Raw genomic sequence first — 14,635 nt, 5'->3', positions numbered from 1 at the left:
CACACCCCCGGATCACCCCCGGATCGCCCGCAGATCATCCCCTGATCACCTGTGATCCCCTCGGATCAGTGCGGCTGCGGCACCTCGGCCGGCGCCTCGCCCGGCACCAGACCGGCCAGCCGCCCCACCAGCTCCCCGAAGGGCCCGTCGGCGGGCTCGTCGGCCAGGATCCGTACGAGGACCCCCGCCATCTCCGCGTCGTACGCGGCGCTCACGGCGGCCAGCGCCGCGAAGTCGTGCACCAGCTGCAACTCCAGCTCGGCCCGCGGGATCCGGCGCCCGTCCAGCCAGATCAGCGCCGTGGACTCGGCGAGCGACACCCAGGACCGCACCACGAGTTCCAGGCGGGCCGGCGTGTGCTCGGGCCCGATGCCCAGATGCGTGAGGATCTGCTCGTACGCCGCCTGCCGGACCTCGTCGATCATCGCGTTCGTCCGGCTGCTGCCGACGGCCGGACCGCCGCGCATCAGCGCCGAGAAGCCCGGCCCGTGGTCGTCGACGAAGTCGAAGAACCGCCCCATCACACGCAGCAGCCGGGCCCCGAGCGGCCCCTCCCGCGGCTCCACGAACCGCAGCGCCAGCTCGTCGGCCGCCCGCCGCAGCGCGGCCTCGTACAGGCTCAGCTTGCCCGGGAAGTAGTGGTAGACGAGCGGCCGGGATATCCCCGCGGCCGCCGCGATCTCGTCGATCGACACATCGTCGGGCGAGCGGTGGCTGAACAGCTCCAGGGCAACCCCGATCAGCTGCTGCCGCCGCTCCTCGACACCCATCCTGCGTCGCACTCCGGTTGTCATGCGGACACCCTACTGGGGCGCGTTCACAGGTCCAGGACGAGGCGGTCCTCCTTCGCGCGCGAGACGCACAGCAGCATCGAGTCCTCGCGCTCCTGGTCCGTGAGCAGTTCGTCCCGGTGGTCCACTCCGCCCGCCAGCACCCGGTGTTGGCAGGTACCGCAGAATCCCTGCTCGCAGGAGTACGGGGTGTCCGGCAGCTCCCGGCGCACCGCGGCCAGCGCGCTCTCGTCCGCCGCCACCTCGACGACCCGTCCCGAGCGGCGCAGTTCGACCGTGAACGCCCTCCCCGGACCGGGCTCCGCCGCCGGGGAGAAGCGCTCCAGGTGCACCGCCGCCGGATCCGGGGCCGCCTCCGTCACGGCCCGCATCAGCGGCTCCGGACCGCAGCAGTAGACCGGCGTGCCCGGCCCCGCCCCGGCGACCGCGGCCAGGTCGGGCAGGCCCGACTCGTCCTCGGCGAGGACCGACACCCGCTCCCCGTAGGCCGCGAGGTCGGCCAGGAAGGGCATCGAGGCGCGCGAGCGGCCCCCGTAGAGGAGGGTCCAGTCGGCACCGGCCGCCGTCGCGGCCCGCAGCATCGGCAGGATCGGGGTGATCCCGATGCCGCCCGCGACGAAGACGTACGAGGCCGCCGGAACCAGCTCGAAGCGGTTGCGCGGCGGGCGCAGCTCCAGCTCGGCGCCCTCGACCAGCTGCGCGTGCGCCTCGCGGGAGCCGCCCCGGCCGTCCTCGATCAGCCGGATCGCGATCGTGTACCGGCCGCCGTCCGCCGGGTCCCCGCACAGCGAGTACTGGCGGACCAGGCCGGAGGGCAGGGTGACGTCCACGTGCGCGCCCGGGGACCACGCCGGGAGGTCCGGTGACTCCAGGGTCAGCTGCAGCACGCCGCGGGCCGGCTCCGTACGGGAGACGATCAGGGCGCGCAGCGCACGGCGCGGAGAGTGGCCCGAGACCGGGGTCTCCAGGGCCGGCAGGGGCCAGAGCGGGGACCGTTCGATGCGGCGCCGCAGGGCGCGCCTGGTCACCCAGGCCGCTCCCGCGACGGCCGTGACGGCGAGCGCGCGCCTCATGCCCGCACCCCGCCGTTCGCGCCGGGGGAGGCGGCGAGGTAGGCCACCGCCTGGGCCGTCGAGCCCTCCTGCGAGGGGTGGTAGGTACGGGAGAGGTACTTCGGGATGGACTTCAGCATCGCTCCCGTCGACGGGAGCACGCCCTGCTGCCCGGCCAGGAAGAACTGCCCGAGGGAGGCCTTGCCGTCGGCCAGGTGCGGGTCGTTCTCCATGAAGAAGCGGACCCCGCGCTGCCACAGGAAGACCAGGGCCGAGAAGGCGGTCGCCCAGGTCCGCGCCCGGCGGCGGTAGTTGCCGTCCACGTGCATGAAGAGGTCGAAGGCCACCGAGCGGTGCTCGACCTCCTCCGCGCCGTGCCAGCGCAGCAGGTCCAGCATGGTCGGGTCGGCGCCGCGCCGGTCGAGCGCGTCGGCGTTGAGCACCCAGTCGCCCAGGAAGGCGGTGTAGTGCTCGATCGCCGCGATCATCGCGACCCGTTCCATCAGCCACCAGTGGCGGGCCCGGCCCGGCGGCAGGGTCCGGTCGCCGAGCAGCTTCTCGAACAGCCAGTCCACCTGGGCGGTGTAGGGGGTCGGGTCGAGCCCGAGCCGCTTGAGGTGGGGGAGCACGTCGTCGTGCGCGGTGGCGTGCATCGCCTCCTGGCCGATGAAGCCGACGACGTCCGCCCGCAGCCGCTCGTCCTTGATGTGGGGGAGCACCTGCTTGTAGACGTGCACGAACCAGCGCTCTCCGGCAGGGAGGAGCAGGTGCAGCACATTGATCATGTGCCCGGCGAAGGGGTCGCCGGGGAGCCAGTGGAGCGGGGTGTCCTCCCAGCCGAAGGACACGTTCCGGGGCCTCAGGTCCACGTGTTCCGACGCCACGGGGGCGGGCGCGAGCGGCGTATTAGACATGGCGTCAATGTACTGATGGGTAAGTGGGAGGAGAAGCCCCTTGCGCGGACTTCTCCTCCCGGCCGGTGTCGGCCGTGGGCCCGTCGTGGGCCGGCCGTTGGCCCTTACCGGCCGGTGTGGCCGGTCGAGAGCGCCCACTCGCGGTTGAGCGTGCCCAGGGGGATGCGGCGCTCGAAGAGGGGCGTGCCGAACAGGGACAGCTGGAGCTGGAGGTTCCCGCTCAGGTCGAAGCCGCCGTAGAGCGCCCAGGCACCCTCGACGGAGGTCTTGCCGTCACTGGACGCGGCCGCCTTGAGGTCGGCCTCGCCGCGCAGGTACGGGGCGAAGTCAGCGGTCACGCCGACGGCCCCGTAGAGGCCGACGGAGGCCTCGGCGCCGAGCGCGCCCTTGACCCGCCCGGCGGCGGTGACGCTCGCCCGCACGGGCGTGCTCTGCACGTTGGAGGTGCTCACCGGGGTCCAGCCCTTGCCCGCGGCGTAGCTGCCGCCGACCTTGAAGTCGCCCTTGACGTCCTGCTGGACCTCGAGGGTCACGCTGCCGTCGGCCTCCACCTGGATGTAGCAGGTCAGGTCGAGGTTGACGACGACCGGCACCGGGCCGACCTGGATGACCGGGGAGCTGTGCAGCTTGGCGAAGGGGATCCGCTTGGGCGCTCCCGTACTGGCGGCGGCGCGGCCCTGGAGCTTCCACTGCGAGGACCAGTCGCCGCTCATGCCGAGGAAGGCGCCGCGCGGCCCGGGAGTCCCGCCCGGGCCGCCGTCGTACGCGAACTCGACCTGCGGGGCGAGCTGGACGAACCCGGACACCGAGGCGCCGGCCGAGGCGGGGGCACCCGGGGCGGTGTCGACGGCGGCGTTCACGTCGAGCCGCAGGTTGCCGAGCGGCAGCTTCGCGCCCTCGGGGCCGAACGTCAGGCCCTGACCCTTGGCCCAGGAGAAGGTGACGCCCTTCATCAGGGGCTCGACGGTGACCGCCGCCGGATCGACGGGGACCTTGCCGTCGGCCTTGTCGTCGCCCAGGACGGAAGCCAGCGTGGTGGAGGCGGTCTTGACCTCGGTGCCCTTGTCGGTCTTGCCGACGACCTCGGTGACCTTGGCGAGCAGACCGGCGGGGGCGCCGGGCGCCGGTGCGCTGGCGATGACGTCGCCCACGGCGACGGGCTTGTCCGCCTCGGGCGACTTTCCGGGCGACTTGTCGGGGGGCTTGCCCGGGGAGGGCGAACGGCCGGGCTCCTGAGCGGCCTTGGCGATGACGGCCCGGCCGCTGGCCTTGTCGTAGGAGGCGACCTTCAGGGTGGACTTCTCGGTCCGGCCCTTCCCGTCGGCGCGTGCCACGGCCGCCGGGGTGGGCGACCCCTCGGGCGCCGCGGCCACGTCGAGCTGCTGCGACGTGCCGTCGGCCGCGGGCGTGCGGGTGGCGGGGGAGGTGGACCCGGCGGCGCCGGTGTGGGGGGAGGAGGAGCAGCCGGTGGCGGTGAGCGCGAGGGCGGTCAGGCCGGGTATGAGGAGGCGTCGGGCGAGCGTGCGCACGTGGGGTGACCTTCAGGTGGGGGAGGGGTGTTGGCGGTTACCGCTTGGTAACCGGAACCCGATCATGCCATGTGTCCCCTGCGACCGTCATGTCCGGATCCCGCCAACTGCCCTGCGTTGCCCCACTGTTGAAGCTTCACCCACCCCTGGGCCGTCTCTTCCGGATCTTGTTCCCCCAGCTACCGCTGGGAGGTGCCCCCGGCCCCCGCTGCCCGGCACCGCGCCTGCCTGCGTTGTCGGGGCTCCCGAGTGGCGGTTGAAGCACCGTTCGACGACGTTGCGGCGCTCGTGGACGCTGCGGTCGATGCCGCAGGCACCACCTCGGCGGCCGGCACCACCGTCCATCCCGACGTGGCCGACGGGGGTGTGCGACGCTGGTCGGTTGCCCGTGCCGGAGGCGCGCAGGAAGTCGGCGACGGCCGTCCGTCCCGTACCCGCACACGCACAGGGACACACCCGGACGGGCGGCCGTCGAGCCTCCGGGCGGTGTCGCCTGTGTGTCGGGGTCGTACGCGGCACACAGTGAACGAGCGGCACGGGCCGCATCGAAGCGACACGTGAGAGAGGTGGTCGTATGTCCTCAGGCCTCGACGCGGCGGACGTGCTGGTCGTCGGTGCCGGAGTCGCCGGGTTGGCGTGCGCCCGGGACCTGCTGGCGGCCGGCATGCGCGTACGGGTGATGGAGGCCGGCGACGCGGTCGGCGGACGCATGCGCTCGGACCGGGTCGACGGCTTCCTCGTGGACCGCGGGTTCCAGGTGTTCAACACCGCCTACCCCCAGGTCAGGCGCAGGTTCGACCTGAAGAAGCTCCGCCTTCGGCCCTTCACGCCAGGCTTCCTCGTTCACACTCCGACCGGCAGGCTCAGCTTCAACGATCCCACCCGTCGCCCGCGCACGCTGCCCGATCTGCTCTCGGGGCGCCTCGCCGGCCGTCGCGACCTGGCCGCCCTCGGCCTGCTGTCTGCTCGTGACATGCTGCTGCCCCCTGCTCGGCTCAAACGGCGGCCGGACACCACCGCCCGCACCGCGTTCGCCGACGCCGGGATCTCCGAAGCGTTCGTCGAGCGGTTTTTCCGCCCCTTCGTGGCGGGGGTCTTCCTGGAGGACGAACTGGAGACTTCAGCCCGGGTGTTCCACATGGTCTGGCGGAGCATGCTGCGCGGAACCATCTGCCTGCCGGCCGAGGGCATCGGGGCGGTCCCGCAGGCCCTCGCCACCGGCCTGCCAGAGGGTGCCGTGCAGCTCGAGGCCCCGGTGGCCGAGCTCACGGCCGACGGTGTGCTCACCACCGAGGGACGGGAGATCCCGGCGCTCGCCGTCGTGGTCGCCACCGGACCGGGGGCCGTCCCGGCACTGCTTCCCGAGGTGACCCTGCCCGCCTACCGCATGGTGACGACGTACTACCACGTCGCTCCGCGGTCCCCCATCGGCGAGCCGACCCTGCTCGTGGATGCCCGCCGCCGCTTCCTCAACACCTGTGTCCTGAGCGACGTCGCGCCCGGCTACGCCCCACCCGGCCACGCCCTCATCGCCACGTCGGTCACCGGCCGGGACCGGCAGGGCCGTGAGCGCGAGCTCCGAACGGCCCTCGCGGAGGCGTACGGCACGGGCACGGACGGCTGGGACCTCGTCACCGTCCGCACCATCGAGGACGCGCTGCCCGTCATGGCTCCGCCGCAGCCGCTGACCCGTACCACGCGCGTGGCGCCGGGCCGCTACGTGTGCGGCGACCACCGGGCCACCGGTTCGACCCAGGGTGCGCTGGCCTCCGGTGCGCGGGCCGCCCGCGAGGTACTGCACGACCTGCGGCGCAATGGCGTGGCGTGAACGGCCACGTCCAGGCATCGCTCCTGACGTGGGCGTGACACTTTGACGACAACTCCTAGCGCAGCACGCCCGCCTTCGTCCCGTCCGTCAGCCTGCCCGACAGGTCGACCTGCGCGCCGGCCGGTGCCTTCACCGCCAGCCGGTTGCCGTTCGCCGAACCGTTCACCCCGCCGCCCGACACCGACAACGACGCGAACTGCGCGCTGCCCGCCGCCAGTACGTACCACTGGCCCGCACGCGACTTCCACAGCACGCCCGCCAGCACCCGCGGCTCCCGCGGCCCGCACGCGGCCGAGCCCTCTGACCTGGCAGCCTGCGCCGCCATCGGGGCGCCCGGGGCCAGGAACTGCGCCTGCACCCGGTCCGCCGCGCCCTGCCAGGTCTCGGCGCGCGTGCACAGCCAGGCCGCCGTCCCGTCGCCCTCCGGCAGCGGCTGCTTCGCGTACGTCCAGGCGTTGACCGTACGGACCCCGTGCGAGCGGACCGCCGGCAGCAGGCAGGCGATCCTCGACCAGTCCCCGAGCTCGGCGGCCTCCGTCACATTGCGCTCCGCGCCCGGCGCGCCCGACGTCAGCCGGGCCGGGGTCAGTTCACCGAGGTCGGTGATCAGCCGGGTGGCGCCGTCACCGGTCAGGGCCAGGGCGTTCCAGCTCGTGCAGCTGCCCGCCGGGGCCGGGCTCGCCACCGGCGGCGTCACCCCGTCCGGAGCGGGCTTCAGCACCACCGCCGCAGCGGCCGGCTTGATCAGGTCCCGCACGGCCACGCCGGTGACCCACGGCGCGGTGAGGTAGCGGACGTTGCCGTCGACCCGGCTGAGCACCAGCGCGGTCGCGGTGTCCGCGGAGGCGCCGTCGGTCCGGGCGAAGTCGAGGGCGGCGCCCGCCGTCCCGGTCCGCGGCTCGGCGTAGCGGACCACGCGCAGGCCGTCGTACATCAGGACCACGACGGCCTGGTCCACGGCTCCCGCGAACAGCAGCTGCGCCGGCCCCATCGGCGGTCCGGAGGGCGTGCCAGGAGTGGCCGAGGTGACCACCGAGGGGCCGGGCCGGGCCCAGACGGCCAGCGCCCGGCGCAGCAGCTCCGTGTCGGCGGCGCGGTCGCCGCGGGCGGGCCACGTCGAGAAGTCCGTACGGGACGAGGCGCGCCAGAGGGCGGGCGCGGCCCGGACCAGCTTCCCGGGATCCAGGGCCTGCTCGGCCGCCGCGTTGCGCGAGTACAGCGGGGCGGCGGCCCCGTCCGACCCCCAGCCCCCGCCCGGCAGCGCGAGCAGCGCCCCGCACACGGCGAGGGCGGCCCCGGCTGCCAGGGCGGCCCGCCCGAGACGGCGCCGCCGCAGCAGGTCGGTGGGCCGGGCCTGGAGCACGCACGGGTCGAACTCGGGGGAGGCGAACAGGGCGTCGTTCGCCGGATCCCCGGACTCGGCGACCGCGGCGGCCGGGTCCGGGACCCCGGCCTCGTCGAGCACCCGGAGCACGTCCGACTCGGGCAGCCGTTCCAGGGCCCGCAGTACGCAGGCCGCCCGGCCGGGCCCGTCGAGGGTGGCCAGCCACTGGTCGAGGGCGAGCTCCTCGGCCCCGCCCGAGCGGGGGAACAGCCGCAGCCCCCACACCTGGGGGAGCAGCGGCGGGAGCTGCGCCCGCCGGGGCAGCGCCCGGAACGTCAGCGGAATACCCGCCTCCAGGGCGGCGCGCAGGACCCGCAGCCGGATGTACGCGTACCCGGAGTCGTCCGGGCCGCCCCGCTGCCCCGGAACCCCGCCCTGCACGGCGGCCGCGGCGGCCGCCGAGTCCCGCCGCCCGCGCGGCAGCGCCCGCTGGACCAGCGAGTGCGCGGTGAGCACCCGCCGGTTGCGGCCGAGCGAGGGGGGCAGCACGAGATAGGCGAGCCGCACCAGCCGGGGGTAGTGCTCGACGATGGCGGCCTCGGCCTGCTCGACGTCCGGAGGCACGGGAGACACGGGAGGCATGGAGCGGGTGGCGGTATCCGGCGCAGTCACGTTCAGCAGAACGAGCGAATCGTCGGATGGTCACCGGTCAGCGGTGCCCTGGCGTCCCGTGCCCCGGCCTCCGGTATCCCGGCGTCAGGAAGGCTTCGGGGTCAGAGCGCCAGACGGGCGCGCAGCGCCTCGACCGTCTCGTCGCCGACGCCGAGTCCCTCGCGCACGTACTTCTCCATCGAGCCGTAGCGCGTCTCGACCTCGTCCAGCGCCGCCCGCAGGTAGGAGGGGAAGACCCCGATCAGCGCGAGCGCGATGTCCGGGTCGCCGCCGGCCACCGTGAAGCCCTCGATCATCGGGGCGAAGGCCTGCTTGACCGCCGGGTTGACGGACAGGTACTCCGCCATCAGCGTCTCGTCGTCCGCGCCCAGCAGCGCCAGGATGACCGTCGCGCCCCAGCCCGTACGGTCCTTGCCGGCCGTGCAGTGGAACAGCAGCGGGCCCGATCCGGCGTCGGCGGCCTCCGTCAGCAGCATCCGGTACGCGGCCTGCGCGGAGCCGGAGTTCACGAAGGACCGGTAGGTGTCGGCGAACAGCGCCTGAGCCCGCCCGCCGCCCAGGTGTTCCTCGGCCACGGCCGGGTCGGACAGCAGGTCCTTGAGCTGCACCGCGGCCGGCACCCTGGCGGAGTTCAGCTTGTCGGCGAGCACGTCGCCGACCAGGACCCGGGCCCCGGCGGGTATCCGGTCGGGGTGGTCGGCGCGCTCGGCGTCGGTGCGGAAGTCGATGACGGTGCGCAGGCCGAGCGCGGCCACCACCGGGTCGGCGTCGAGGTCGAGCCGGTCCAGCTGGCCGGAGCGCAGGATCAGGCCGGGGCGGACGGTGCGGCCGCCGGGGAGCGGGGTGCCGCCGAGGTCGCGGAGATTGGCGACGGTGGTGGACGGGGTGGCGGTCATCGTGGCGGCTCCAGCGAGGTGCGAGTTACTCGTGTCATGAGGCGGTACTGCCATGCGGTGGTCCAGCGGTGGTGTGGCGGTGGTCCGGTCCGCGGTCGGGCCGGGGGCCAGGCCGGCGGGTCGGGCCGGGAGGTCAGTCGGTTGCACGGCGACCGTGTTCCGGTTCATGCAATTTTCTGATGCTTCGCCCCGGAAAGGCAATCGAAGGCCAGCGAGACCCCCACGCCCACTCCGAGGGCGGCCAGGTGTCCGGCGTCCGTGAAGTTCCGCCCGCGCCGGACCACCGGGGCCGCCGCGAGGGCCAGCAGCCCCACCCGGGCGGCCGTGCGGACCGCCCCGCGCGGAAGGGCCGAGGTCAGCGCGCCGAGCACGGCGTTGAACCCGTAGCTCGTCCCCACGTCCAGCGAGCGCCGGGTCTGCGGATCGGTCGTCCTGCGCAGGGCGCCGTAGACGAGGAGGGTCGCCGAGGCGTGCCCGAACAGGAACACCGCGGCCGCCCACCAGGCCCCGTAGGCGTACTCGGCGTATCCGAGCACCGCGACCAGCAGCAGCGCGTAGGGCAGCGGCATGGGCTCCTCGACGAGGAAAGCGCTGCTCAGCAGCGTCTCCCAACGGCCGGCGGCGAGATTGTCGACATTCGTCGAGCAGTCCCGGAGCAGCCGTTCCCGCTCGGCCGTTCCCGTGCGCTCCAGGGCGTACGCCCCGAGCTGGACCCCGGCGGCGTACACCGCTCCCCACGGAATTGCGTTCATCCACTCATGATCGGATAAGCCTCTGGCGGAAACCAAGGGGCCCCGTGCGAACATGTCCCGGCCATGTTCGAATCCTTCGCGCCGATGCGCGCCACGCGAGCCGCGACCTTCGCGGCGATGTGCGTCGCCCTGGGCGCGGTGGGGCATTCGTACATGTCCGGAACGGATATTCCCCTCTACGGCCTTCTGGGTGCTTTCGGGGTGACTTCCGGGTTCGCGTGGCTCGCCGCCGGACGGCGCCGCGGACCCGTGGGCATCACGGTCTCGGTGCTCGCCGTGCAGGGCGTGCTGCACCTCGTCTTCTCGGGGACCGGCGCCTCCGCCGAGCCCTTCAGCGCTTCCGCCCCTATGCCGGGGCACCAGCACATGCCCGCCGCGGAGGCGGGCGCGCTGGCTGCCGAAGTCACCGGAACGGCCGACATGGCAGTCATGGCCGACTTGGCCGGTGTGACGGGCGCGGCCGGTCACGGCGGCGCCGGAATGTTCGCCGCGCACGTGCTCGCCGGGCTGCTCTGCGCCGCCTGGCTCGCGCGCGGCGAGGCCGCCGTCTTCCGGCTGGCCCGCGTCCTGGCCGCCGCCGCACTGCACGCGGCCCGCCCGCTCGCCCGCGCGCTCGCCCTGGTCCGGGCCCGAGTGGCCGCCGTACCGGCACCGCCCGCCTTCCCGGCCCCCTGCGAACGGCCGCGCCGCCTGCGCGGAGCCGTGCACGCCCATGCCGTGGTGCGCCGCGGACCGCCCGGACGCCGTCCGCTCCTGAACTTCACGGCCCCCGGCCGCCCTGCCCACGCCTGACCCTGGCGAAGCGGCGACGACCGGGGCCGACTCCCCATGTCTTCGCCAACACCTAGGATCCCCATGTCTCTTGACGAGGTTAAGGACGTCCGCACCCCGGACGCCGAACCGGCAGATACGACCCAATCCGCCGATACGACCCAGCCGGCCGAGGCGACCGAACCGGCCGGTGTGACCGAACCGGCCGAGGCGACCGAACCGGCCGCGGCGGCCAACAGCCGCGGCGGCAACTGGGCCGCCGTGCGCCCGCTGCTCCTGCGCATGCACTTCTACGCCGGCCTGCTCATCGCCCCGCTGCTCTTCCTCGCCGCCGCCACCGGGCTGCTCTACGCCGCCTCCTGGCAGGCCGAGAAGATCATCTACTCGGACGAGCTCACCGTCGCCCGCGTCGGCGAGAGCGTCCTGCCGCTCAGCTCCCAGGTGAACGCGGCCAAGGGCGCCGCCCCCGAGGGCCGGGTCGTGTCCGTGTGGCCCGCCCCCGACACCGAGGCCACCACCCGGGTGATCATGGAGGCCCCGGGCCTCCCCGAGGGCGAGACCCTCACCGTCTTCGTCGACCCGTATACGGCCGAGGTGCGCGGGCAGCTCGCCACCGTCGGCGACGCGCTGCCGCTGCGGGCCTGGCTCAGCGAGTTCCACTCCAGCCTCCAGCTCGGCGAGTTCGGCCGGAACTACAGCGAGCTCGCCGCGAGCTGGATGTGGGTCGTCGCGCTCGGCGGCCTCGCCCTGTGGGCAGGCCGCCGCCGCAAGAGCCGTGCGCAGCTCGTCCTCCCGGACCGCAAGGCCACCGGCCGCCGCCGGACCCTGTCCTGGCACGGCGCCGTCGGTCTGTGGGCCGTCGCGGGACTCGTCGTACTGTCCGCCACCGGTCTGACCTGGTCCCAGTACGCCGGTGAGAACATCGGGCAGCTCCAGGACAAGCTCGGCGGGGCCACCCCCGCCGTCTCCGCGAAGCTGGGCTCCGGGGCGGACACCGGCTCCGGCGAGCACGCCGGGCACACCATGCCCGACGGCACGCAGATGACCCCGCCGCCCGCGCCCACCGCCGACGTCGGTCTCGACAGGGCCGTGGACGCCGCCCGGGACGCCGGGGTCACCGAGGCGCTGCGCGTGACCCTGCCCGCCAAGGGCAACGGGTACGTCATCAAGGAGCAGGACAAGCTGGTGCCGGTGCACCTGGACGCGGTGTCCGTCGACCCCGCGGACGCCCGGGTCATGGACGAACTGCGCTTCGGAGACTATCCCGTGCTCGCCCAGATGACCCGCTTCGGTATCGACCTGCACATGGGCACGACCTTCGGGCTCGCCAACCAGCTCGCGCTGGCCGCGCTCGCCATAGCCGTGATGTTCCTGGTCTTCTGGGGCTACCGCATGTGGTGGCTGCGCCGTCCGACCAAGGACCGCAAGCTGTCCGCCGGCCGTCCGCAGCCGCGCGGCGCCTGGCGCAGGCTGCCGGTGACCGCGCTGCTGCCGCTGGCCGCGGTGACCGCCCTGACCGGCTGGTTCATTCCGCTGCTCGGAATCAGCCTGGTCGTCTTCCTCGCGATCGACGTCCTGCTGGGCTTCGTCGCGGGCCGCCGGGCCAAGGCCGCGTAGCGAAGCGGGCCCGTACTCCCCGGGGGAGTACGGGCCCGCCGTCGTTTTCGGGTCAACCGGCCGGTCAGGGCGCGTACTTGTAGCCGACCCGGCGCACGGTCTGGATCGCGGAGCGGTGGGACGCGCCCAGCTTGCGGCGCAGGCGGGCGATGTGGACGTCCACGGTCCGGCCGTCGCCGACGTGGCCGTAGCCCCAGACCGTGGTGACCAGCTGGTCCCGGCTGTGCACCCGGTGCGGGTGCTGCACCAGGTGGGCCAGCAGCTCGAACTCCAGGTACGTCAGGTCGAGCACCCGGCCGTCGACCTGCGCGGTGCGCTGCGCCGAGTCGATGCGGACCAGCCCGTCACCCGGACCGGCCGGGGCCGGAGCCTGGGTGGGTGCGGCGGGTGTGGTCGGGACGGCGGCGGCCACCGCCTGCGGGGCGAAGGCGACCGGGGGCTGCTGGTCGGCCGGTACGAGAACCAGGTAGCCGATCATCGGCGGCTGGCCCGGCAGCGTCGGCAGGGTGTGCTGGGGCGCGGGCAGCCAGGTGGCCCCCGGCGGGAGGAAGTCCACGACTCGGGCCACTTCGTCCCGGTCAACGGAACGGAGCCGGTGGCGCGGACTGGGGGGATAGGTCAGGGAGGCGGTCGCAGCGGTGGCGGCGGAGGAGAGGGAGCGAGTGTTCGCCATGAGTGGTCAGCTCTTTCACGCGAGTGGTCGGCAGGGAGACGTGCGTACGTCGTCGATGTCGATACCGCGCAGACCGAAGGCCTCGGGAAAGGTCGGATGGGTGATCCCGGAGGCTTTAGAGGGCCGGCGCGTTCTTCGCGCGGCAACACTCCCGGTCGTAATCGTGATCCTGACGGGACGGCCAGAAAGGCTCGAGGTCGCTGCGACCTGACGAGGTGTGCGAATGGCTGGCCATGGCCCCATTCAAGCAGATGCCGCCCCTCCGGGGCAGGCCCCGTCTCACCTCATGGATCGAAATCTCACATTCCGAGCCCACCCCCCTGTCAATCCAGGACAAACCGCAACGCCCCCTGTGCCCGCACCCGGGCTGCCACCCCGGGGGCCCGATTGCCCGGCCCTTCTCCAACTGGCGGGCGTCGCCGCCGTCGTGCCGCAGCCACGCACAACGCCCGCCGGCCCCGGGGGGCGCGGCGGGCGTAGCTGGTCATCGGCCGGATGCGGTTCCGGCTGTGCGGGGCCGGGTCCTAGACCAGGCCCTCCTTCTCCAGGCTCGTGCAGCAGGTGTCCGTGATGAGGCGGGTCACGACATACGGGTCCACGTTCGCGTTCGGGCGGCGGTCCTCGATGTAGCCCTTGCCGTCCTTCTCCACCTGCCACGGGATGCGGACCGACGCGCCGCGGTCCGAGACGCCGTAGCTGAACTCGTTCCAGGGGGCGGTCTCGTGCAGACCCGTCAGACGCTCGTCGATGCCGGCGCCGTAGTTCTTCACGTGGTCGAGCGGCTTGCTGCCCTCGCCCAGCGACTCGCACGCGGTGATGATCGCGCGGTAGTCCTCGCGCATCGCCTTCGTGGAGAAGTTGGTGTGCGCGCCCGCGCCGTTCCAGTCGCCCTTGACCGGCTTCGGGTTCAGCGTCGCGGAGACGTTGAAGTCCTCGGCGGTGCGGTAGAGCAGCCAGCGCGCGATCCACAGCTGGTCGGAGACCTCCAGCGGACCCACCGGGCCGACCTGGAACTCCCACTGGCCGGGCATGACCTCGGCGTTGATGCCGGAGATGCTCAGACCGGCAGCCAGGCAGTGGTCCAGGTGCTTCTCGACGATGTCGCGGCCGAAGATCTCGTCCGAGCCGACACCGCAGTAGTAGCCGCCCTGCGCGGCCGGGAAGCCACCCACCGGGAAGCCGAGCGGGCGGATGCCGTCGAAGAAGGTGTACTCCTGCTCGATGCCGAAGATCGGCTCCTGGCCGGCGTACTTCTCGGCGACCGGACGCAGCAGCGCGCGGGTGTTCGACTCGTGCGGCGTCATGTCGATGTTCAGGACCTCGCACAGGACGAGGACGTTGTCGCCGCCGCGGATCGGGTCCGGGCAGGAGAAGACCGGGTTGAGCACCCGGTCGGAGGCGTGGCCCTCGGCCTGGTTCGTGCTCGATCCGTCGAAGCCCCAGATCGGCAGCGCGTCGCCGTCTCCGAGGATCTTCGTCTTGGAGCGAAGCTTCGCCGTCGGCTCGGTGCCGTCGATCCAGATGTACTCAGCCTTGTAGCTCACGGGCCCCATCCTCAGACTCTGCGGGTGCTGCTGGTCGCTGCTTCATCGCTGCGGTGATGACCGCAGCGTGCCCGCCCGCGATTTCTCTTCCGTTGCCCGTGTGTGAACCCCGTGTTACCGAGGTTTGCGCCGCAGGTCGGGCGGGTTGTGCGGGTTGGTGGCGGCGCGCCCTTCCGGGTGCGGCAGACTTGCCGCGTGAGCATTTCGTCTGATTTGAACTCTGCCGAGGGTCCCGCCGAGAGCGTGGCCGGACATGCCGCCGAGCAGGCCGC

At 73.3% G+C, this 14,635-nt stretch carries 12 protein-coding genes; 3 read left to right on the top strand and 9 right to left on the bottom strand.

The features are described 5' to 3' along the window. Positions 1-65: 65 nt before the first annotated feature. From OG444_RS12140 to OG444_RS12125, 4 genes are all read right to left on the bottom strand, one after another. Positions 66-794, bottom strand: coding sequence for a TetR/AcrR family transcriptional regulator (locus OG444_RS12140; RefSeq protein WP_327262175.1), 729 nt, complete (start codon positions 792-794; stop codon positions 66-68). 23 nt (positions 795-817) lie between these two features. Continuing rightward, the gene (locus tag OG444_RS12135) at positions 818-1,864 is read right to left on the bottom strand and encodes a PDR/VanB family oxidoreductase (protein WP_327262174.1); all 1,047 of its coding nucleotides are present in this window, start codon (positions 1,862-1,864) and stop codon (positions 818-820) included. Next, a complete protein-coding gene (locus OG444_RS12130; RefSeq protein WP_327262173.1) occupies positions 1,861-2,757 on the bottom strand; it encodes a metal-dependent hydrolase in 897 nt (298 codons plus the stop codon). The genes OG444_RS12135 and OG444_RS12130 overlap by 4 nt, the downstream gene beginning before the upstream one ends. A 104-nt stretch (positions 2,758-2,861) precedes the next feature. Beyond that, positions 2,862-4,286 (bottom strand): hypothetical protein, encoded by a 1,425-nt coding sequence (locus tag OG444_RS12125; protein ID WP_327262172.1) that lies wholly within the window; start codon positions 4,284-4,286, stop codon positions 2,862-2,864. Positions 4,287-4,860: 574 nt separating this feature from the next. Here OG444_RS12125 and OG444_RS12120 point away from each other — a divergent pair. Next, the gene (locus tag OG444_RS12120; RefSeq protein ID WP_327262171.1) at positions 4,861-6,114 is read left to right on the top strand and encodes an NAD(P)/FAD-dependent oxidoreductase; all 1,254 of its coding nucleotides are present in this window, start codon (positions 4,861-4,863) and stop codon (positions 6,112-6,114) included. A 55-nt stretch (positions 6,115-6,169) separates the two neighbouring features. Here the strand turns inward: OG444_RS12120 and OG444_RS12115 are convergent, their stop codons facing one another. The 3 genes from OG444_RS12115 to OG444_RS12105 all read right to left on the bottom strand — a co-directional run bounded on the left by OG444_RS12115 (position 6,170) and on the right by OG444_RS12105 (position 9,758). After that, a complete protein-coding gene (locus OG444_RS12115; RefSeq protein WP_327262170.1) occupies positions 6,170-8,080 on the bottom strand; it encodes a hypothetical protein in 1,911 nt (636 codons plus the stop codon). A 131-nt stretch (positions 8,081-8,211) separates the two neighbouring features. Then, the gene (locus OG444_RS12110; RefSeq protein ID WP_327262169.1) at positions 8,212-9,006 is read right to left on the bottom strand and encodes a tyrosine-protein phosphatase; all 795 of its coding nucleotides are present in this window, start codon (positions 9,004-9,006) and stop codon (positions 8,212-8,214) included. A gap of 164 nt (positions 9,007-9,170) precedes the next feature. Further along, on the bottom strand, positions 9,171-9,758 hold the full coding sequence (locus OG444_RS12105) for a rhomboid-like protein (protein ID WP_327262168.1): 588 nt from the start codon (positions 9,756-9,758) through the stop codon (positions 9,171-9,173). 84 nt (positions 9,759-9,842) lie between these two features. Here OG444_RS12105 and OG444_RS12100 point away from each other — a divergent pair, with 84 nt between their 5' ends. Together OG444_RS12100 and OG444_RS12095 are read left to right on the top strand one after the other, a co-directional pair. Further along, on the top strand, positions 9,843-10,550 hold the full coding sequence (locus OG444_RS12100; protein ID WP_327262167.1) for a hypothetical protein: 708 nt from the start codon (positions 9,843-9,845) through the stop codon (positions 10,548-10,550). 63 nt (positions 10,551-10,613) lie between these two features. Further along, complete coding sequence (locus OG444_RS12095; protein WP_327262166.1) at positions 10,614-12,146, top strand: PepSY-associated TM helix domain-containing protein; 1,533 nt, start codon at positions 10,614-10,616, stop codon at positions 12,144-12,146. A gap of 64 nt (positions 12,147-12,210) precedes the next feature. On the opposite strand, the gene OG444_RS12090 is transcribed toward OG444_RS12095, so the two are convergent. Next, positions 12,211-12,819: a winged helix-turn-helix domain-containing protein gene (locus tag OG444_RS12090; protein ID WP_327262165.1), complete on the bottom strand. Its 609-nt coding sequence runs from the start codon at positions 12,817-12,819 to the stop codon at positions 12,211-12,213. Between the two features lie 524 nt (positions 12,820-13,343). Continuing rightward, the gene (glnII, locus tag OG444_RS12085) at positions 13,344-14,363 is read right to left on the bottom strand and encodes a glutamine synthetase (RefSeq protein ID WP_327262164.1); all 1,020 of its coding nucleotides are present in this window, start codon (positions 14,361-14,363) and stop codon (positions 13,344-13,346) included. Positions 14,364-14,635 lie beyond the last annotated feature (272 nt).

Origin of the sequence: Streptomyces sp. NBC_01232 (genome assembly GCF_035989885.1) — a bacterium.
Taxonomy (GTDB): Bacteria; Actinomycetota; Actinomycetes; order Streptomycetales; family Streptomycetaceae; genus Streptomyces.
Note: the sequence above shows the minus strand (reverse complement) of the source record. Positions and strands in the feature narration are given on the sequence as shown.

Excerpts from the sequence above, each read along its gene's own strand:
- OG444_RS12100 (WP_327262167.1), top strand. The coding sequence starts at position 9,843 with ATGCGCGCCACGCGAGCCGCGACCTTCGCGGCGATGTGCGTCGCCCTG.
- OG444_RS12090 (WP_327262165.1), bottom strand. The coding sequence starts at position 12,819 with ATGGCGAACACTCGCTCCCTCTCCTCCGCCGCCACCGCTGCGACCGCC.
- OG444_RS12105 (WP_327262168.1), bottom strand. The coding sequence starts at position 9,758 with ATGAACGCAATTCCGTGGGGAGCGGTGTACGCCGCCGGGGTCCAGCTC.
- OG444_RS12110 (WP_327262169.1), bottom strand. The coding sequence starts at position 9,006 with ATGACCGCCACCCCGTCCACCACCGTCGCCAATCTCCGCGACCTCGGC.
- OG444_RS12135 (WP_327262174.1), bottom strand. The coding sequence starts at position 1,864 with ATGAGGCGCGCGCTCGCCGTCACGGCCGTCGCGGGAGCGGCCTGGGTG.
- OG444_RS12095 (WP_327262166.1), top strand. The coding sequence starts at position 10,614 with ATGTCTCTTGACGAGGTTAAGGACGTCCGCACCCCGGACGCCGAACCG.
- OG444_RS12140 (WP_327262175.1), bottom strand. The coding sequence starts at position 794 with ATGACAACCGGAGTGCGACGCAGGATGGGTGTCGAGGAGCGGCGGCAG.
- OG444_RS12130 (WP_327262173.1), bottom strand. The coding sequence starts at position 2,757 with ATGTCTAATACGCCGCTCGCGCCCGCCCCCGTGGCGTCGGAACACGTG.
- OG444_RS12120 (WP_327262171.1), top strand. The coding sequence starts at position 4,861 with ATGTCCTCAGGCCTCGACGCGGCGGACGTGCTGGTCGTCGGTGCCGGA.
- OG444_RS12115 (WP_327262170.1), bottom strand. The coding sequence starts at position 8,080 with ATGCCTCCCGTGTCTCCCGTGCCTCCGGACGTCGAGCAGGCCGAGGCC.